The 19,367-nt window shown below is 73.6% G+C and carries 17 protein-coding genes; 6 read left to right on the top strand and 11 right to left on the bottom strand.

From position 1 onward, the window contains the following. The first annotated feature begins 178 nt into the window (after positions 1-178). A complete protein-coding gene (locus OO52_RS13055) occupies positions 179-1,135 on the top strand; it encodes an LLM class F420-dependent oxidoreductase (RefSeq protein WP_030643623.1) in 957 nt (318 codons plus the stop codon). Between the two features lie 37 nt (positions 1,136-1,172). Here the strand turns inward: OO52_RS13055 and OO52_RS13060 are convergent, their stop codons facing one another. After that, positions 1,173-1,589 (bottom strand): phage holin family protein, encoded by a 417-nt coding sequence (locus OO52_RS13060; RefSeq protein WP_030643625.1) that lies wholly within the window; start codon positions 1,587-1,589, stop codon positions 1,173-1,175. A gap of 81 nt (positions 1,590-1,670) precedes the next feature. On the opposite strand from OO52_RS13060, the gene OO52_RS13065 reads away from it, so the two are divergent. Continuing rightward, entirely contained in the window at positions 1,671-2,018 is a 348-nt protein-coding gene (locus OO52_RS13065) for a VOC family protein (protein WP_030643627.1), read from the top strand. Between the two features lie 6 nt (positions 2,019-2,024). On the opposite strand, the gene OO52_RS13070 is transcribed toward OO52_RS13065, so the two are convergent. The 9 genes from OO52_RS13070 to OO52_RS13110 all read right to left on the bottom strand — a co-directional run bounded on the left by OO52_RS13070 (position 2,025) and on the right by OO52_RS13110 (position 14,186). Beyond that, on the bottom strand, positions 2,025-2,570 hold the full coding sequence (locus OO52_RS13070) for a GNAT family N-acetyltransferase (RefSeq protein WP_030643629.1): 546 nt from the start codon (positions 2,568-2,570) through the stop codon (positions 2,025-2,027). Between the two features lie 53 nt (positions 2,571-2,623). Then, on the bottom strand, positions 2,624-3,547 hold the full coding sequence (locus OO52_RS13075; protein WP_030643631.1) for a S66 peptidase family protein: 924 nt from the start codon (positions 3,545-3,547) through the stop codon (positions 2,624-2,626). Next, the gene (locus OO52_RS13080; RefSeq protein WP_420711387.1) at positions 3,544-5,496 is read right to left on the bottom strand and encodes a S9 family peptidase; all 1,953 of its coding nucleotides are present in this window, start codon (positions 5,494-5,496) and stop codon (positions 3,544-3,546) included. The genes OO52_RS13075 and OO52_RS13080 overlap by 4 nt, the downstream gene beginning before the upstream one ends. A 15-nt stretch (positions 5,497-5,511) precedes the next feature. Beyond that, on the bottom strand, positions 5,512-6,828 hold the full coding sequence (locus tag OO52_RS13085) for a M20/M25/M40 family metallo-hydrolase (RefSeq protein WP_030643634.1): 1,317 nt from the start codon (positions 6,826-6,828) through the stop codon (positions 5,512-5,514). Further along, the gene (locus OO52_RS13090) at positions 6,821-7,654 is read right to left on the bottom strand and encodes a M55 family metallopeptidase (RefSeq protein WP_030643636.1); all 834 of its coding nucleotides are present in this window, start codon (positions 7,652-7,654) and stop codon (positions 6,821-6,823) included. The genes OO52_RS13085 and OO52_RS13090 overlap by 8 nt, the downstream gene beginning before the upstream one ends. A 70-nt stretch (positions 7,655-7,724) precedes the next feature. Continuing rightward, positions 7,725-8,444, bottom strand: a complete 720-nt coding sequence (locus tag OO52_RS13095) for a class I SAM-dependent methyltransferase (protein WP_030643638.1) — start codon at positions 8,442-8,444, stop codon at positions 7,725-7,727. A 139-nt stretch (positions 8,445-8,583) separates the two neighbouring features. Further along, positions 8,584-11,037, bottom strand: coding sequence for an ATP-binding SpoIIE family protein phosphatase (locus tag OO52_RS13100; protein ID WP_030643640.1), 2,454 nt, complete (start codon positions 11,035-11,037; stop codon positions 8,584-8,586). A 143-nt stretch (positions 11,038-11,180) separates the two neighbouring features. After that, entirely contained in the window at positions 11,181-13,580 is a 2,400-nt protein-coding gene (locus tag OO52_RS13105; protein ID WP_030643642.1) for an MFS transporter, read from the bottom strand. A 162-nt stretch (positions 13,581-13,742) separates the two neighbouring features. Then, positions 13,743-14,186, bottom strand: a complete 444-nt coding sequence (locus OO52_RS13110; RefSeq protein WP_030643644.1) for an SRPBCC family protein — start codon at positions 14,184-14,186, stop codon at positions 13,743-13,745. Positions 14,187-14,319: 133 nt separating this feature from the next. On the opposite strand from OO52_RS13110, the gene OO52_RS13115 reads away from it, so the two are divergent. The 4 genes from OO52_RS13115 (at position 14,320) to OO52_RS13130 (ending at position 18,537) form a co-directional block, all read left to right on the top strand. Then, positions 14,320-15,363, top strand: a complete 1,044-nt coding sequence (locus OO52_RS13115; RefSeq protein WP_030643646.1) for an Rv2578c family radical SAM protein — start codon at positions 14,320-14,322, stop codon at positions 15,361-15,363. A 149-nt stretch (positions 15,364-15,512) separates the two neighbouring features. Further along, positions 15,513-17,072, top strand: coding sequence for an alpha/beta hydrolase (locus OO52_RS13120; protein ID WP_030643648.1), 1,560 nt, complete (start codon positions 15,513-15,515; stop codon positions 17,070-17,072). A 530-nt stretch (positions 17,073-17,602) separates the two neighbouring features. Next, positions 17,603-18,022, top strand: coding sequence for a RidA family protein (locus OO52_RS13125; RefSeq protein WP_030643650.1), 420 nt, complete (start codon positions 17,603-17,605; stop codon positions 18,020-18,022). Further along, the gene (locus OO52_RS13130; RefSeq protein WP_030643651.1) at positions 18,019-18,537 is read left to right on the top strand and encodes a GNAT family N-acetyltransferase; all 519 of its coding nucleotides are present in this window, start codon (positions 18,019-18,021) and stop codon (positions 18,535-18,537) included. Before OO52_RS13125 ends, OO52_RS13130 begins: the two co-directional genes overlap by 4 nt. A 7-nt stretch (positions 18,538-18,544) precedes the next feature. Here the strand turns inward: OO52_RS13130 and OO52_RS13135 are convergent, their stop codons facing one another. Continuing rightward, positions 18,545-19,126 (bottom strand): adenylosuccinate lyase, encoded by a 582-nt coding sequence (locus OO52_RS13135; RefSeq protein ID WP_030643654.1) that lies wholly within the window; start codon positions 19,124-19,126, stop codon positions 18,545-18,547. Positions 19,127-19,367: the final 241 nt, after the last annotated feature.

A 19,367-nucleotide genomic window follows, 5' to 3' on the forward strand; every position in this document is an offset into this window, starting at 1 on the left:
GCCGGGCCGGTCACCCGGACGCCGGTCGGAGCACCCGAACGCCGCCGCGCCGCACACCGCCGCAGCCCGCCGGCAGCCCTCCGCGCACGGCCGTACCGGCGTTTCGCGCTGTCGGCCCCGGTTACCCGGGCCGCGTCCGGATCAGATCACCGGCTTCGCCCGCGCGGAGGTTTCCCCCATGCCCGAGTACGGCTATTTCCTGGCGAGCGAGGAACACGATCCCGCAGCCCTCGTCGAACAGGCCCGGATGGCCGAACAGGCCGGTTTCCAGGCGCTGTGGATCTCCGACCACTACCATCCGTGGAACGACGCGCAGGGGCAGAGCCCGTTCGTGTGGTCGGTGATCGGCGCGCTGTCGGAGGCGGTGTCGCTGCCCATCGAGACCGCGGTGACCTGTCCGACCGTGCGGATGCACCCGGCGGTCGTGGCGCAGGCCGCGGCGACCAGCGCGGTGATGACGCAGGGCCGCTTCCGGCTCGGCCTCGGCACCGGCGAGGCGCTGAACGAACACATCCTCGGCGACCCGTGGCCGCCGCTGCACGTGCGCCTGGAGATGCTGGAGGAGGCGATCCAGGTGATGCGCCGGCTCTTCACCGGCGAGGAGGTCAACCACCACGGCACGCACTACACCGTGGAGAACGCCCGCCTCTACACCGTCCCGGAGGAGCCCGTCCCGATCGACATCTCCGGCTTCGGCCCGAAGGCGACCTCGCTGGCCGCCCGCGTGGGCGACGGCTACATCACGATGATGCCGGAGGAGGAGATGGTCACCCAGTTCCGCAAGGGCGGCGGCGGGGCCAAGCCGGTCAGCGGCGGCACGAAGGTCTGCTACGGCACCGACCGCGACGAGTGCGTCCGTACGGTGCACCGGCTCTGGTACAACGAGCTGCTGCCCGGCGAGATGGGGCAGGTGCTGCCCTCGCCCCGGCACTTCGAGCAGCTCCAGGAGCTGGTCACCGAGGACATGGTGCGGGAGAAGTCGGTGTGCGGGGACGACGTGGAGGAGCACGTCTCGGCGCTGAAGGCGTTCGCCGACGCCGGGTTCGACCGGGTGTACGTGAACCAGATCGGCCCGGACCAGCGGGGCTTCTTCGACTTCTACCGGACGAAGGTGCTGCCGCAGCTCAGCGGGTGAGGGACGGGGCCGGCCGGCCCCGCTCCCCCGCTCGCTGTCAGGCCCTGTGGTGGGGGGTGTCGGGCGGTGTCTGGGGCATCGGGGGGTACGGCATGCCCAGGCCGCTCGGCGGGGCGGCCGGCGGGGTGCCGCCGACCACGCGGTGCGGGGCGTGCGGTCCGTGCCCGGAGTGGGCGGCGCCGCGGAGGAAGTAGGCCACCGCGCCCAGGAGGGCCGCGGTGATCAGCGCCGCGGCCCAGCCGGGCAGGCCGATCGCCAGGGCCAGGCCCACGGCGAGGGCCACCGCGCCGCCCGCGTACAGGGCGGCGGCACCCGACGCGGCGTAGAGCATGGCGGTGCGGCGTTGCTTGCGTGACTGCTCGCGCAGCTCGTCGCGTACCGTCTCGCGTGCCACCTGTGCCAGCTCTTCGACAAGGTGCTTGTCCAGATGTTCCAGGTGATCCAAACGGTCCATACCTTGCGGGTACCCGCCGGGCACAGCGGGTAACGCGGGGGGGCCTGCGCGCGCCCGGTGGCCCCAACTAGGCTCGGACGCATGGAGATTCTGGGCGCCTCGCTGCGCATCTGCGTCGACGACCTCGAAGCCGCGATCCCCTTCTACGAGCGCCTGGCGGGCGGCACGGCGCTGCGCTTCCAGCGCGGCGGCGTCCAGGTCGCCGCGGTCGGCTCCTTCCTGTTGATGAGCGGCCCCGAGTCGGAGCTGGAGATCCTGCGCAAGGTGACGGCGACGATCGCCGTGAAGGACGTGGACGAGGCCCACCGGCTGCTGACCGAGCTGGGCGCCGGGATCGTCGCGGGACCGGTGCCGACGCCGGTGGGCCGGAACCTGCTGGCGGTGCACCCGGACGGGTCGGTCTTCGAGTACGTGGACCAGCGGGGCTGAGCCGGTTCAGCCGCGCATCTCGGCGGTGAGGGCCCAGCGTTCGTGATCGCGCCAGGCCCCGTCGACGTAGATCATGTCCGGGGAGAAGCCCTCCAGGCGGAACCCGGCTCCCCGGGCGAGGGCGATGGAGGCCGCGTTGCCCGGCTGGGCGTTGATCTCCAGCCGGTGCAGGCCGAGCGGTCCGAACGCGTACCCGATCACCAGCTCCAGCCCTTCGCGCATCAGCCCCCGCCCGGCCGCGTGCGCGAAGGCGCCGTAGCCGAGCGCGCCGCACTGGAAGCCGCCCCGCACGATGTTGTTGATGTTGATGAAGCCGGCGATGGCCCCGCTGTCCTTCTCGCAGACCAGGAAGCCGGCCCGCGCCGGGTCCTCGATGAGCCGGCCGGCGTAGTCGGCGTACGCCTCGTCGGTGTCCGGCGGGAACAGCCAGGGCCGGTGCAGGTCCTTGCTCTCCCGGGCCCGTGCGGTGAACTCGGGGCCGTCGGCGAGGGTGAAGGGGCGGATGACGACGTGCGGGCCCTCGGCGAGGGGGCGGGACTGCGGGTGCGGCATCCGGCCAGCCTACGGCGTCGGCGCGGCGCCGGCGCATCCGGCCGGCCTCCGCGTCAGCGCAGCGCCGGCTCGTCCAGCGTCAGCGTGCCCGCCTCCGCGTCCAGCGTGGCGGCGACTCCGAGCGGGATCGTCAACGCGCCTTCGCCGTGGCCGAATCCGACGTTCTCCGCGACCGGGACCCCGAGTCCGCCGAGCCGGTCGGCCAGCAGGGGCCGCAGCTCGGCGTAGTCCGCACAGCGCTCCCAGGAGCCGAGCAGCACCCCGCGCACCCCCTCCAGCCAGCCGGAGCGCAGCAGCTGGGTGAGGTACCGGTCCAGCCGGTACGTCTCCTCGCCCACGTCCTCCAGGCAGAGCAGTCCGCCGTGCGCGGAGGGCCGGGCGTGCGGGGTGCCGAGTTCGGCGGCGAGCACGGAGAGGCAGCCGCCGAGGGTGACGCCCCGGGCCCGGCCGGGGACGAGGGCCGTACCGCCGGAGGTGATCGTGCGGACGGTCTCCGGGGCGAACAGCGTGGCCCGCAGGTGCTCCTGAGCCCGCGCGTTCTTGATGAAGTCGACGCCGGCCGCCATCGGCCCGTGCAGCGTGACGAGGCCCAGGCGGGTCGCGAAGGCCTCGTGCAGGACGGTGAGATCGCTGAACCCGACGAAGACCTTGGGCCCGGCCGCCCGCAGCGCGTCCCAGTCGAGCAGGTCGATCATGCGCTGCGCGCCGTAGCCGCCGCGGGCGCACAGCACGGCGTCGACGGCGGGGTCGCACCAGGCGTTCTGGAGGTCGGCGGCGCGGTCGGCGTCCGTGCCGGCCAGGTAGCCGAACTCGGGGTGCCGGTCCAGGACATGGGGTGCGACCACCGGGTCGAGGTCCCAGCCGCGCAGCACGTCGAGGCCCGCCTGCAACCGCTCCTCGGGCACCGGCCCGCTGGTGGCGACGACGGCGACCCGCGCGCCCGGGGCCAGCCGGCGCGGCCGCTGAAGTTCCTTCACGGGGTCAGCTCCACCTTCGGCACCGGCGGTGTCGGGTTCAGCCCGAACACCTGGGCGTACAGGGACAGTTCGGCCTCCAGGGCGCGGACCATGGTGTCGGCCCGCCGGAACCCGTGTCCCTCACCCGCGAAGGCGAGGTAGGCGTGCGGCACGCCCCGGCCCGCGATCCGGGCGAGGAAGCGTTCGCTCTGGGCGGGCGGGCAGATGACGTCGTCCAGGCCCTGGAGCAGCAGGAACGGCGCGGTGAGCCGGTCGGCGTGGGTGGTCGGCGAGCGTTCGGCGTACCGGTCGGGCACCTCGCCGCGCGGGCCGATCAGCGACTCCAGGTAGCGGGACTCGAAGTCGTGGGTGTCGCCGGGACCCCAGGTGGCGAGGTCGAGCACCGGATAGATGACGGTGCCGCAGGCGTAGACGTCGGTCGTGGTCAGGGAGGCGGCGGTGGTCCAGCCGCCGGCGCTGCCGCCCCGGATGGCCAGCCGGGCGGGGTCGGCGGTGCCCTCGTCGGCGAGGGCGCGGGCGACGGCCGCGCAGTCCTCGACGTCGACCACGCCCCAGTGTCCGCGCAGCCGCTCCCGGTAGGCCCGGCCGTAGCCGGTGGAGCCGCCGTAGTTCACCTCGGCGACCCCGATGCCCCGCGAGGTGAAGTAGGCGATCGCCAGGTCCAGCACGAGCGGCACGCGGCTGGTGGGCCCGCCGTGCGCCCAGATGACGTAGGGCGGCAGCTCGCCGTCGGGCGCAATGCGGGCCGGGTGGTGCGGCGGGTAGACGTGGGCGTGCACCTCACGGCCGTCGGGGCCGGTGAAGGTGCGCAGCCGTGGCTCCGGGTAGTAGGCCGGGTCGACGGGGTCACGGTGCCGGGAGCCGATCACGCGGGCGCGGCCGGTGGCGGTGTCCAGCTCGACCACTTCGTAGGCGGTGCGGGGGCCCGCGGCGACCGTGACGACGCGTGCGCCGTGGGTGGCGAGGGCGGCGGCGCACTCCGTCCACGGTCCGACGGCGTCCACGATCTCGCCGGACCCCGGGTCCAGTATCCCGAGCGCGGTGGGCCCGCGACCGTGGACGACGGCCAGGAGACCGCTGTCCAGGGGCGCGAACCAGCGCAGCCCGAGCTGCCACAGCGGCCCGCCGAACTCCTCCTCGCGCGGGCACAGGGGGGTGCCGTCGCGGTAGAGGTTCCACCAGCCGCCGCGGTCGCTCGCATACAGCAGGCCGCCGTCAGCCGACCACTCGACCTGGGCGACGGCCTCCTCCGGGCCGCCGGCCACCGTCCGCGCGTCCTTCAGCAGGCCGTCCTCCGTCACGTCGGCGACCAGCAGCTCCGTCCCGTCCCACGGCATCCGCGGGTGGTCCCAGGCCAGCCAGGCGGCCCGCCGGCCGTCCGGGGAGACCCGGGCGCCGGTGACGAACCGGTGCCGGGGCTCGGTCAGCTCACGGACGGCGGCGCGGTCGTCGGCGGCCGAGCCGTCCAGCGGTACGGCGGCCTGCACCCGCCGGATGTCGTCGGGGCCGTCCCCGGTGCACTCCTCCAGCACGCACCACACCTCACCGCGGGCGAGGTCCAGCCGGGGCTCCGCCCAGCGCAGGCCGCCGCCCACCGGGGAGACCGGGGTGAGCGGGGTGGGCTCGCCGCCGGGCTCGTACCGGTAAAGCCGCTGGTCGGCGAAGTGCACGAAGACGATCAGCGGCCGGCCGTCGTGGACCTCCCCGGTCCAGGGCCGGCCGCCGTACTCGATGACCCGGCTGCGCACGTTCCACGGCGGGGGCAGCATCGACTCCTCGCCCCCGTCGGTCCGCCGCACCAGGGCGCGCCGGCCGCCCTCGGCCGGCCGGGGCTCGGTCCACCAGACCTCGTCCCCGACGAAACCCACCCACTCCGGCCGCCCGTCGTGCGCGGCGGCGAGGGCCGCGTCGATCGGCGAGGGCCACGATCCGTACGGTGCGCTCCGCATCCGCTCCCCCATTCTCTAGGCCGTCCGCAGGAACCGGTCCAGGACACGGACCCCGAAGTGCAGCGCCTCCACGGGCACCCGCTCGTCCACTCCGTGGAACAGCGCCTGGTAGTCGAGGTCCACCGGCAGCTTCAGCGGTGCGAAGCCGTAGCCGGTGATGCCGAGCCGGGAGAACTGCTTGGCGTCCGTGCCGCCCGACATGCAGTACGGCACCACGTGCCCGCCCGGCGCGAACGCCTCCACGGCGGCCCGCATCCTCGCGAACACCGGCGCGTCGACCGGTGCCTGGAGGGCCACCTCGCGGTGTGCGAACTCCCAGTCGACGTCCGGTCCCGTCAGCTCGTCCAGCGTGGCGGTGAACTCCGCGTCCGCACCGGGCAGATAGCGCCCGTCCACGTGGGCGACCGCCTCGCCGGGAATGACGTTGAGCTTGTAACCGGCGTCCAGCATGGTCGGGTTGGCGCTGTTGCGGACGGTCGACTCGACCAGCTTGGCGGCCGGGCCGAGCTTCTCCAGCAGCCGGTCCACGTCGGTGAAGTCCGCGTCGATGCCGTACAGCGCGGCGAGTTCGGCGAGGGCGGCCCGTACGGTGGGCGTGAGCCGGAGCGGCCACTCGTGCTCGCCGATGCGGGTGACGGCGGCGGCGAGCCGGGTCACCGCGTTCTCCCTGTTCACCTTGGAGCCGTGTCCGGCCCGGCCGCGCGCGGTGAGCTTCAGCCAGGCGGTGCCCCGCTCCCCCGCGGCGATCGGGTAGATCTCCCGCCCGGACCCGTCGTGGAAGGTGAAGGCGCCCGACTCGCTGATGCCCTCCGTGCAGCCCTCGAAGAGTTCGGGGTGCCGGTCGGCGAGGAATCCGGAGCCGTCCTCGGCGCTGGCCTCCTCGTCGGCGGTGAACGCGAGGACGATGTCCCGGCGGGGCCGCACGCCCTGCCGGGCCCAGGACCGGACCACGGCCAGGATCATCGCGTCCATGTTCTTCATGTCGACGGCGCCCCGCCCCCACACCACGCCGTCCCGGACCTCGCCGGAGAACGGGTGCACGGTCCAGTCGGCGGCCTCGGCCGGCACCACGTCGAGGTGCCCGTGCACCAGCAGCGCGTCGGCGGACGCGTCGGTGCCCTCGATCCGGGCCACCACGTTGGTGCGGCCCGGTGTGCGCTCCAGCAGCAGGGGGTCCAGACCCGCCCCCGCCAGCCGTTCGGCCGCGTACTCGGCGGCGGGCCGCTCCCGGCAGTCCCCGCCGCCCCGGTTGGTGGTGTCGATGCGGATCAGGCCGGAGGTGAACTCCACGACCTCGGCCAGGGCCAGTTCGTCGGCCTGCTGGTCAGCCATACTGCTCCTCCACGGCGGCAGAGACGATCGTGGTGACCGCCTTGAACGTCCTGATCCCCTCGTACATCGTGGCGCTGGTGTACGCCACCTTCCGCTCCCCGGTCCGCGCCACGCCGGGCACGACGGTCGCGGCCATCGCGAGGTGCTCGGCGTCGAACTCGACGGCGACCGTGAACGGCCCTGCCTCGACCGGTGCGTGACGGACCGCGAGCTGTGCGGCCTCCTTGGCCGCCGCGCGGATGTCGGCCGCGGTCCGGGCCGGGGTCCGGCACACGGCCGCGTACCGCGACACATGGTCCTTGACGGCGACCTTCAGGGCCTCGGGCGCGTAGCCGAGGGCGTCCTCGCAGGCCACGTCGTCGCCGGTGACGAGGACGACGGGGACGCCGTACTCGGCGACGACGTGCGCGTTGAGCAGACCCTCGCTGGCGCGGACGTCGTTCAGCCACACCCCGGTGATCTGGTTGGCCAGATAGGTGTGGGCCAGGACGCCCTCCATGCCGGCGCCCGCGTGGTAGCCGACGAACGCGATGCCGTCGACGTCACCGTGCTGGACGCCCTCCACCATGGACAGCGCCTTGTGCCGGCCGGTGAGCATCTCGACGCGCTCGTCGAGACGCTCCAGGAGGAGGTTGCGCATGGTCCAGTGGGCCTCGTTGACGAGCACCTGGTCGGCGCCGCCGTCGAAGAAGCCCTCCACGGCGGCGTTCACGTCCGAGGTGAACATCGACCGGCACCGCTCCCACTGCGGCGTCCCCGGCAGCACGTCGGCAGGCCAGGTGACGCCCGTGGCACCCTCCATGTCGGCACTGATGAGGATCTTCATGGACCGTCACGTTACGCGCCGAGCGGCGGACAGGCTACGACCTCGCCCGAGGAAGCGATCTCGGGTCCGGTCAGGCCTTGGCGAGGACGAACCAGCGGGCCGGCAGGTCGATGCGGGTGCCGTCCCGGAGGTGCTCGGTCTGCGGCAGCGTCGTCTCGCCGTCGGCCAGGACGGCGAGCCCGGCCTTGGCGAGCAGCCGCGGGATCTCCTCGTCGGGGGCGTCGGCGGGCTTGAGGCCGTGGTGGAAGACGCGCTGGAGCTTGGGCCCCGGGCCGCCCGGCTCGGACGCCGCCCGCTGGAGGACGTCGCGGGAGCCGGAGGTCAGCTCGACCACGAAGGCGCGGCCCTCGGTGCCGATGAGTTCGGCGACGGCGGCGGCCACCGCGGGACGCGCGGCCGGTTCGCTCTGGTGGATGACGGCCCGCATGTAGACGTGGCTGTCGCCGAGCCTGTGGTGCAGGGCGCGGACGGCGTCGGTGTCGGTGAGGTCGAGCTGCTGGAACTCGACGGGGGCGCCGTTCGCGGCGCGGCGGGCGTGCTCGACGGCGGCGTGCGAGAGGTCGACGCCGACGGCGCGGGCGAAGCGGGTGGCCAGGTAGCGGGTCTGGGTGCCGTTGCCGCAGCCGAGGTCGACGATCGTCCGGCCGGTGTCGGCGTGGGGCAGGAGCAGTTCGCTGTGCGGTGCCGCGCTCAGTGAGGGGTCGGCGTCCCATATCGCCTCGCCCCGGGCGTCGGAGGTCCCGCGCCAGTAACTCTCCCACGCGTTGCGGTAGTTCTCCGAGACGTTCATGCGATCTCCCCACGGGTCGGTTCCGTGATCGGAATATCGCGGGGACCGGCGGCGGGGCAAGGGCCGGGTGGCCACCTTTCACGAGATATACGGCCCCCGGTCGCTCCGGGCGGCGCGCGGTCCACGCGCCGCGCCTTCGTCAGTGGCCGGTGGTGACGGACTGCTCGAACCAGACGGTCTTGCGGTGTCCGCTGGCGCTGGCGCCCCACTCCCGGGCCAGCCGGCTGACCACGCGCAGGCCGCGGCCCGACTCGTCGTAGGGGCCGGCGCTCACCATGGCGGGCAGGGCGGGTTCGTCGTCGGTGACCTCGAACAGCAGCGCGTCGGTGCGGACCACCCGCAGCCCGATCCGGTCGCTCTCCGCGTGCCGGACGGCATTGGTGACGACCTCGCTGACCAGCAGTTCGGCCGTCTCCACGGCCTGCGGCAGGCCCCAGTCCAGGAGCCGTTCGCGGACCAGGCGGCGGGCCCGGGCCACCTCGCGCGGGTCGGCGTCGAGCCGCCACTCGGCGACGTGGTCGTCGGGGATGCCGTTGAGACGGGCCATGAGCAGGGCGACGTCGTCCTTGCGTCCGCCGCGGGTGTTCAGGGCGCGGATGATGGTGTCGCAGGCGTCGTCCATGGAGGCCGCGGGGTGGGCGGCGGACTCGCAGAGCGCGGCGAGGCCCTCGCCGATGTCGGAGCCGCGCACCTCGACCAGGCCGTCGGTGCACAGCACCAGCCGGTCGCCGGGCGCCACCTTGACCCGCGTGGCCTCGAAGGGGACGCCGCCGACGCCGATCGGTGCCCCGGTGGGCAGGTCGAGGAGTTCGCTGCTGCCGTCCTCGGCGCGGACCAGCACGGGCGGGATGTGACCGGCGTTCGCGAGGGTCAGTTCGCCGCGGATCGGGTCGTACACGGCGTACAGGCAGGTGGCGAGGTAGGTGTCGCCGAGCCTGCGGGCCAGGTCGTCCAGGCTGCGCAGCAGTTGGGCGGGCGGGGTCTCCATCGCGGCCATGGTCTGCACGGCGGTGCGCAACTGGCCCATCATCGCCGCCGAGTTGAGCCCGTGACCCATGACGTCGCCGACCACCAGGGCGGTTCGGGAACCGGGCAGCTTGATGGTGTCGAACCAGTCGCCGCCGATCCGGCCGAGCCGGGTGCCGGGCAGGTAGCGGGTGGCGACGTCGCAGCCGGCCATCCTCGGGTTGACCTGCGGCAGCATGCTGTCCTGGAGGGTGTCGGCGACGTTCTCCTGGTAGGTGTACATGCGGGCGTTGTCGAGCACCAGGCCCGCCCGGGCGGCGAGTTCGGCACCGGTGGTGCGGTCCATGTCGTCGAACTGCGGCCGGTCGGGGCGGCGCATCAGCACCATGAAGCCGAGGACGACGTTGCGCGCCTTGAGCGGGACGATCAGCAGCGACCGGCCGCCGATGAGGGGCCGCAGGTCGCGCTTCTCGAACTCGCCCGAGATGCGCTCGGACAGCTCCTCGGTGACCCTCGGGATGAGCACCGGCTCGCCGGTGACCATGCACCGGTAGAACGGGGTGTGCTCGGGGAAGGCGAAGGCCTCGCCGACGGGCACGGTGTCGTCCCAGCGGCCCGGCTCGTCGTTGTGCTCCACCCAGACGCGGAACATCACGGTGCTGGCGTCCGGCGGGCCGTCCGGGAAGCCCTCGCCGGCCAGCACCGCGGCGCGCAGATGGGTGCCGGCGAAGTCCGCGAACCGGGGCACGGCGGCGCTGGTGACCTCGCGGATCGTCTCGCCGAGGTCCAGGGAGGAGCCGATGCCGGAGCTGACCTCGTTGAGGAACTCCAGCCGCTCGCGGACGGCGGCGTACTCCAGGTCCTGCTCGGCGCCGGCCGGGACCACGGCCGCGGCCCGCTGCTGCGGTACCACGGCTTCTTCGGCGCGGCTGCGGCCCGGACGGCGGGGCACGCCCCAGTACGGGGTCACGGGCACCCGGTCGTACTGGCTGAACTCCAGCACCGGGTAGCCCAGTTCGAGGACCTGCGCGACGATGCGGGCGCTGAGTCCCGGGCCCATGTTGGGCAGGATCTCGGGCAGCCGCCGTTCGAGCTCGTCGGGGGCGGGCAGTTCGGTGTGGCGGGCGAAGCCGGGCGAGACGCGTTCGGCGGTCTCGTCGTCGTAGCCGCGTTCGTCGCGCAGCCGGCTGGCGTCGGCGGCGAGCACGAGCAGCCGGGCGGGGTCCGGGCCGACCAGCGGGTAGGCCCACCAGAGCACGTCGAGCCGCTCGCCGCCGGGCGCCTGCGGGGGCGGGCAGAGGCGGGCGCGGCCGGCCGTGGCGTAGCCGCTGTGCCCGCCGAGCGACGTCTCCAGGTCGGGGCCGGGTCCGTCGTACGCCTCGTACGCGTCCGGCACCGCACCGTCCTGGAGGTCCTCCGGCAGGGCGCCGGAGACGGGCAGCAGGTCGGCGGCGGGCTGTCCGACGGCGTCCTCACGGCTCACGCCGAACAGGCGCCGCGCGCCGGTGCTCCAGTGGGACACCAGCCCGGCCCGGTCGACGACGACCACGGCCAGCGGAATCCGGCCCGCGGCGGTTTCGCCGATGCCGCGCCCGGGAGCTGTGTCCCGCTCGCTGCCACGGTCCATGGCCCAGGCCCTCTCTCCCCACGGCTGTCCGCAAACGATCTGTGCCGCCCGCCACTACGGTAAGACGACCGCCGGTCGCGATGTGTGGCAATCCTGGAATTGGTTTCACCGGATCGCGCCGGCGCGGCGAGCGGGCGCCCCGCTCAGTCCTCGTGGCCCAGTTGGAGATCGCGTTCCGTCCGGCCACCCCCCGCGACCTGCAACACCGTGGCGACCGGCGGGTAACCTGCGGCGATGACCGTGTACTCGCCGGAGGAGAGATCGACGAACCGGAACGTTCCGTCGGCTCCGGTGGTGAGGGTGTCGACGACGTTGCCGGCGGCGTCGAGCAGGGTCACGCGCGCGTCCTCCACGGGCCGTCCGCCGCTCGCCCGGACGGTGCCCCTCAGCACGGCGCCGCCGGCGAGTTCGACGTCCTGGCGGGTCTCCCGGGAGGCCTGCACGGTGACCGGGAGCGCGGCGGGCCGGAAGGCGGGGGCGCTGGCGGCGAGGGTGTACTCGCCCGCGACCAGTTCGGTGATGACGTAGCCGCCCTCGCGCCCGCTGCGGGTGCTCGCGACGACCTCGCCGTGCACGTTGGTGAGCGTGACGGTGGCGTCGCGGACGGGACTGCCGTCGGCGGTGAGCACGCTGCCGGCGAGGCGGCCGGCGCCGCCGAGGACCACGTCGAGTTCGACGGGGCGTTCGCCGACGGTGACGGAGACGGCCTGCGGCTGGTGCCCGCCGGCGGCGGCGATCAGCACGTACGACCCGGAGCCGGGCGTGCTGAGCGCGTACCGCCCGTCGTCGCCGCTGGCGCCCCGGCCGATCTGCTGTCCGGCGACGTCGATGAGGGTGAGGGCCGCGCGGGGCACCACGGTGCCGTCGGGGTGCTGCACGGTGCCGCAGACGGGGACCCCGGCGGCGTACGGGGCCCGGGCCCCGGGGATCGAGGCGGTCACGGTCTGCGGCTCCGTTTCGGCGGTGTTGTGGGACACCAGTGGTTTCTCCTTGAGGAAGAAGGCGATGAGCAGGCCGAGGGCGAGCACCGGTACCAGGTAGAGGAAGATCCGGGGCATCGCGTCGGCGTAGGCGCGGATGTAGGCGTCGCGCAGGGCCGGGGGCAGCGCGTGGACGAGCTGCGGGGTGATCGAGTCGGCGGCGGGCAGTCCGGTGCCCGCGCGCGGGGGCAGTTCCTCGCGCAGCGAGGAGGTGAGCCGGTCGGCGAAGAGGGTGCCGAAGACGGCGGCGCCGACGCTGCCGCCGATCTGCCGGAAGTAGTTGTTGGCGCTGGTGGCGGTGCCGAGGTCGGCGGGGCGGACGGAGTTCTGCACGGCGAGGACGAGGACGGGCATGACCAGGCCGATCCCGGCGCCGAGGACGGCCATCCAGACGCTGTAGTGCAGCCGGGGCGTGTCGGTCTCCAGCCGGGACAGCAGCCACATGCCGACGGTGGCGACGGCGCCGCCGAGCACGGGGTAGATCCGGTAGCGGCCGGTGTGGCTGATGAGCTGTCCGCCGATGATGGAGGCGCCGACGATCCCGGCCATCATGGGCAGCATCAGCAGTCCGGACTCGGTGGCGCTGGCGCCGTCGACCATCTGCAGGAAGGTCGGCAGATAGCTGGCGGCGCCGAACAGGGCGACGCCGATCACCAGGCCGACCAGGCCGCTGATGTTGAACACGGAGTCGCGGAACAGCCTGAGCGGGATGAGGGGTTCGGCGGCGAAGCGCTCGGTGACGAGGAAGAGGACGGTGGCGACGAGGGCGCCGGCGCCGAGGCCGAGGATCTGCCGCGAGCCCCAGGCGTACTCGGTGCCGCCCCAGCTGGTGAGCAGGACCAGGCAGGTGGAGGCGGCGGCGAGCAGCAGCGCGCCGAGGACGTCGAGCCGGGCGCGCGTGCGCGGTCTGGGGAGTTTGAGGACGACGGCGATGACGGCGAGGGTGACCAGGCCGAAGGGGACGTTGACGTAGAAGCACCAGCGCCAGGACAGGTGGTCGGTGAAGTAGCCGCCGAGCAGCGGTCCGGCGACGGAGGCGAGACCGAAGACGGCGCCGATCAGGCCCATGTACCGGCCGCGTTCCCGGGGCGGCACGATGTCCGCGATGATCGCCTGCACACCGATCATGAGCCCGCCGGCGCCGACGCCCTGGACCGCGCGGAAGGCGATCAGCTGGTCCATGGTCCCGGCCCGGCCGGCGAGGGCGGAGCCGAGGACGAAGACGGCGATGGCGAACTGGAAGACGCTCTTGCGGCCGACCAGGTCGCCGAGTTTGCCGTAGACCGGCAGGCCGATGGTGGAGGTGAGCAGGTAGGAGGTGATCGCCCAGGACATCTTGTCCAGGCCGTGCAGTTCGCCGACGATCTTCGGCAGCGCGGTGGCGACGATCATCTGGTCGAGGGCGGCCAGCAGCAGGGCCAGCATCAGCCCGAGGAACACCAACCGCACCCGGCGGGGCCCGAGTCCGGCGGGCGGCGCGGGAGGCGGCGGTGCGGTCGCGGTCTCCTCGCCGGCGGCCGGCGCCACGACCGGCTCCCGCTTCACCAGTGTCGTCCCGCCCACGTACCGCTCCCCTCGTCACACCCGTTCACATTTCCCGCGTAAGGCGACAACTGCGAACATCTGCGGCGAGTTACGGCACGATCCGGTACGGCCCGGAGATGCACTCGAACCGGTGAAGGGGTCGGCCGGCGGTCAATCCCCCTTCACCGGTGGGCGCTTGGGCTACTTCTCGACCTCGGTGGCGAGCCGGGCGAGCACGGCGTCGTAGATCCGGCCGAGGCCCTTGGGTGCGAAGGTCCGCTCGAAGAAGCCGCCGATGCCGCCGGCACCCTGCCAGGTGGTGGTGACGACCACGCGGGAGCTGCCCTCACCGGCGGGGGTGACGCGCCAGGTGGTGACCATGGAGGAGTTGCGGTCCTTCTCGACCAGCTCGCCGTCGGTGGGCTCGCTGACCTCCAGCAGGCAGTCGCGCACCCGCTTGCTGGTGGCCTGGAGCTTCCAGTGGACGAGGGTGCCCTCGCCGTCGCCGCCCTCGCGCACCTCGTACTCGCTGAACTGCTCGGGCAGCAGCTTCTGCCGCGTGCCGCGGTAGTCGGCGAGGGCGTCGAACACCTTCTCCGCGTCCGCCGCGACGACCCGCTCCGTAGTGGCCTCGACCTGCGCCATTGCGTTCCTCCACGACCTGGTTCCTCGGGGTTGGGGCAAGCCAACCACCCCGGCGCCCGGCCGCCCAAATCGAGTTCGCACGATCATGGGAACATGTGTTCTATTCTGTGGGCAGTGCGAGCGAGGAGGCGTCATGCGCTGGGAGAACCTCACAGACGAGAGCGAACACGGCCGGGCCGCCGACGCCGTGCTGTTCGGCGCGGACGCCGTCACCACCCGGACCTTCGACACGCCCGAGTTCCAGGGCATCACCTTCCACGAAGTCCGGGCGCGCTCGGTGCTGAACCGGGTGCCCGGCGCCTCCCGCATGCCGTTCGAATGGACGGTCAACCCCTACCGGGGCTGCTCGCACGCGTGCGTCTACTGTTTCGCCCGCAAGACGCACAGCTACCTGGACCTGGACACCGGCATCGGCTTCGACACCCAGATCGTGGTCAAGGTGAACGCCCCCGAGGTGCTGCGCCGCCAGCTCGGCTCCCGCCGCTGGCAGGGCGACCACGTGGCGATGGGCACCAACGTCGACTGCTACCAGCGCGCCGAGGGCCGCTACCGGCTGATGCCGGGCATCATCTCCGCGCTCACCGATCACGCGAACCCGTTCTCGATCCTCACCAAGGGCACCCTGATCCTGCGCGACCTGGACCTGCTGGTGCGCGCCGCGGAGGTGACGGACGTGGGCGTCTCGGTCTCCGTCGGCTTCCTGGACGCCGGGCTGTGGCGCACGGTGGAGCCGGGCACGCCCGCGCCCGAGCGCCGGCTGGACGTGGTCCGCACCTTCGGGGAGCACGGGATCGGCTGCGGAGTGCTGATGGCGCCGGTGATCCCGTTCCTGAGCGACGACCCGGCCCAACTGCGGGCCACGGTACGGGCCATCGCGGCGGCCGGGGCCACCTCCGTCACACCCCTGGTGCTGCATCTGCGCCCCGGCGCCCGGGAGTGGTTCATGGCCTGGCTCGGGCAGCACCATCCGCACCTGGTGCGGCGGTACGAGCGGCTGTACGCGGAGGGCGCCTACGCGCCCAAGTGGTACCAGCGCCGGATCACCCGGCAGGTGCACGAGCTGGCGCAGGAGTACGGCATCGGGCCCGCGCGCGCGGGCCTGGCCCGCCGGATCCGCCCGGCCGAGCCGGCACCGGCCCCCACCGAGCCGGAACCGGTCCAGCTCAGCCTCATGTGAGGACGCCCAGGGTCGTTCGAGGGCATCCCACGGCCCAATCGGGTCACGTATCACCGCAACGCGTTCTTCAGGGCCCCGACTCCGGGACGATCCGGCGAGAACCGTGAGCCTCGCGGTTCGCCGAAGACCTCCGTCCCGGGAGGACCCGTATGAGAACACGCGCAGCCCTGCTGTGCGCCGCCGCGGCCGCCACCGTGCTGGCGGGCGCGGTCACGGCCGCACCCGCGCAGGCCGCCCGGCCGGCGCAGCTCAACTGGAAGAAGTGCGGCATCACCGACTACCCCAGGCTCCAGTGCGCGTCCCTGACCGTGCCGCTGAACCACGCCGACCCGTCGGGGCGGCGGATCACCATCGCGCTGTCCCGCGTCCCGCACACCGCGCGGGCCTCGCAGGGCCCGCTGCTGGTCAACCCCGGCGGCCCCGGCGGCAGCGGTCTGTCGCTCGCCGGGTTCGTCGCCTCGTCGCTGCCGAAGAGCGTGGCGGCCCGGTACGACGTCATCGGCTTCGACCCGCGCGGGGTCGGCCGCAGCCGGCCGGCCCTGAACTGCGTGCCCGGCCACTTCAAGCCGGTGCGCCCCGACTCCGTACCGGCCACGCCCGCGCTGGAGCGGGCCAGTCTCGACCGCGCCAGGTCCTTCGCCGCGGCCTGCGGCCGGAAGTACGGCGACCTGCTGCCCTATCTGGACACCGTCAGCGCGGCCCGGGACCTGGAAGCCGTCCGCCGGGCCCTCGGCGCCCGGAAGATCAGCTACTTCGGGTACTCCTACGGCACCTACCTGGGCGCGGTCTACGCGAAGCTGTATCCCGGGCGGGTGCACCGCCTGGTACTGGACTCGATCGTCGACCCGAAGGGCGTCTGGTACGAGGACAACCTCGGCCAGGACTACGCCTTCGACGACCGCCACCGGGCGCTGATGGCCTGGATCGCCAAGAATGACGCAAGCTACAAGCTGGGCAAGGACCCCGAGAAGATCGCGGCCCGCTGGTACGCGATGCGGGCGGCCCTGGCGAAGAAGCCGGCCGGGGGCCGGGTCGGCGCCGCCGAGCTGGAGGACACCTTCACGCCGGGCGCCTACTACGACGGCTACTGGCCCTCCCTCGCCGAGGCGTTCGCGGCCTGGGTCCACCACAAAAACACCGGGCCGCTGGTGGAGGCGTACCGGAACTTCGGTGCCGTGGACGCCGCGGGAGACAACGGCTACAGCGTCTACGCGGCGGTGCAGTGCCGGGACGCGGCCTGGCCGCGCGACTGGAACCGGTGGCGCTCGGACGCCTGGGGCGTGTACGCGAAGGCGCCGGTGATGGCCTGGAGCAACGCCTGGTACAACGCGCCGTGCGCGTTCTGGCCGACGGCGCCGCTGCGGCCGGTGGACATCACCAACGGCACGCTGCCACCGGCGCTGCTCTTCCAGGCGACCGACGACGCGGCGACCCCCTACTCCGGCGGCGCCACGGCCCACCGGCTGCTGGCCCGCTCCAGCCTGGTGGTCGAGGAGGGCGGCGGCAACCACGGCGTCACGCTGAGCGGCAACGCATGCCTGGACAAGCACCTGGCCGCCTACCTGGGAGACGGCAGGGTGCCGCGCGGCCGCGGGGCGGTGGACGCGGTCTGCCCGAAGTCCCCCGGCCCCAAGCCGCTGAAGGCGAAGTCGGCGTCGACGACGTCCCGCGGCTCGACCCTGCACGGCCTGCTGGCCTTCCGGCGGTAGACGACGAGCCAGGCGCGGGGCCCGCGCGCGCCCCGTCGGAAGCTGACCCTCCACCGGCAGACCGACGAGCCCGGTGCGGGGCACCGGGCGCGCCGCGTGGAGGCTGCCCTTCCGCCGACAGAACCAGACGCCGAGCAACACGCGCGGCCCCTCGGAGGCTGACCTTCCACCGGCAGACGACGAACCAGACTCCGGGCAACGCGCGCGACCCGTCGGCGGCCCCGCTTCCGCCGGTTCGCCACGCACCCGCGCCCGCCACCCGACACAGCTGAAGGTTCGGCTGCGACCGGCAGGCGCCACGCCAGGCACTCGGCACCACACCCAGCCCGCCACAGCTCAACCTCCGCCGGTGGGCGAGGCCCCCGCACCCGGCACAGCCTCGGCCTCCACCTGCGGGCAAGGCCCCCACACCCGGCCCGTCACCCAACCCGACACAGCCTCGGCCTCCGCCGGAGGGTGGCGTGCTCGTGCCCGGCAACGGGCCTGGTCCGTCGGGGGCGTTGTCAGTGGGGTGGTCCATCATGGGGGGCATGAGCGAACCGACTCGGGCCGGTGGTGGACCGACCCGTATCCCCGCCCCGGCCGGGGTGTTCCCCGCCGCCCAGTACAGCCATGTGGTGACCGCGACCGGCCGTCTCGTCGCGGTCTCCGGCCAGCTTCCCCTCGACAAGGACGGCGAGTTGGTCGGGGCGGGCGACCCGGCGGCCCAGGCCCGGCAGGTGTTCGCGAACCTGCGGCGCTGCCTGGCCGCGGCGGGGGCCGGTTTCGGGGACGTGGTGAAGCTGACGTACTTCGTCACGGACATGGCCCACATGCCGGCGATCCGCGCGGCCCGCGCCGCCCACATACCCGACGACCGCCTGCCCGCCTCCTCGGCGGTCCAGGTGGCCGGGCTGGTGGCGCCGGAGTTCCTGCTGGAGGTCGAGGCTCTCGCGGTGGTGGCCCCGTGAGTTCGCCGACGGTCCGGGAGATGACCCTCGCCGACTGCGAGCGCGTCTCCGAGATACGGATCCGCGGCTGGCAGCACGCCTACCGGGGGCTCATGCCCCAGCCGTACCTCGACGGGCTCTGCGTCACCGCGGACGCCGAACGGCGACGGACCTGGTTCGCCGAAGGGAACGGCTCCGTGGTGAACCTGGTCGCCGAGCGGGACGGCGCGGTGGTCGGATGGGCGGCGCACGGGCCGTACCGCGACGGCGAGAGGCGCACCGGCGACGCCGAGCTGTACGCGATCTACGTCGACCCGGCCCGGCTCGGCGGCGGGATCGGGCGGGCGTTGCTGGCCGCGTCGGCCGAGCGGTGCCGGGCGTTTCCCCGCATGCTCCTGTGGGTCCTGAAGGAGAACGCGCCCGCCCGCCGCTTCTACGAGCGCGCCGGGTTCCGCCCGGACGGGGCCGAGGAGCCCTTCGAGGTGGACGGCGTGCCGGTGCCCGAGGTGCGGTACGTGAAGACGCTGGGCGGCTGACCGGGCGTCAGCTCGGCTGCTGCTCCGGTATCCGCGCCAGCGCGTGCACCGCTGCCTCGGCGAGCGCGGGATGCGCGAGGGCCTCGGTGAGGACCTGCCGGGCGCGGGCGTCGCCGAGCGCGCCCAGGCCTTCCACACAGGCGAGGGCCACCCGCCGGTAGGGGTCGTGCGGGCGCAGCCGTCGCTCCAGCGTGGTGATCAGCGCGGGCACGGACTCCGGGGCGCGCAGGGCCACCAGGAGCCGCACCGGGTGCAGGGCGTAGGCGACGCGGAGTTCGTTGGTGGCGAGGGCGGCGGCGGCCCGGGCCGTGCGCGGGTCGCCGAGCCGGGCGAGGGCGTGCGCGGCGGAGGCGCAGCGCGGCGGGTCGCGGTGGTTGAGCAGCAGCACCAGGGACTCGAAGGCCCGCCGGTCGCCCGCCCGGCCGAGGCGGAACGCGGCCAGCTCCCTGGCCCAGAGCGGCTGTCCGGGCGCGGTGAGCACCTCCGCCAGTTCGTCGTGGTCCCCGGTGGCCAGCAGGTGCTGGAACGCGGCCGAGCCGCCCGACTCCTGCCGTAAGCGCTCCGTGAGTGATCGCAACTCTTCGTCCACGAGGTCCAGCGTAGGCGGGTCGCGGCGGCCGAGGGAGGTACATCACAAAGTCGGTTGGCCATCGGGGACTAGCGCGCTCGTTACCCGCCGGTTAAGCTCATACGAGCGAGTAACCCTCTCGCATTTCCGCTGGCGACGGTTTGGTGACGCGGCCGTCGCGAGCGAGCAGGTCGGTTCGGTACGCCGTGTGTACCGCAGTACGACCCGGCTTCGGGACAGAGCCGGTCGGAAGTTCCGCCGC

This window comes from Streptomyces flaveolus, from assembly GCF_000716535.1.
GTDB classification, from domain to species: domain Bacteria; phylum Actinomycetota; class Actinomycetes; order Streptomycetales; family Streptomycetaceae; genus Streptomyces; species Streptomyces flaveolus_A.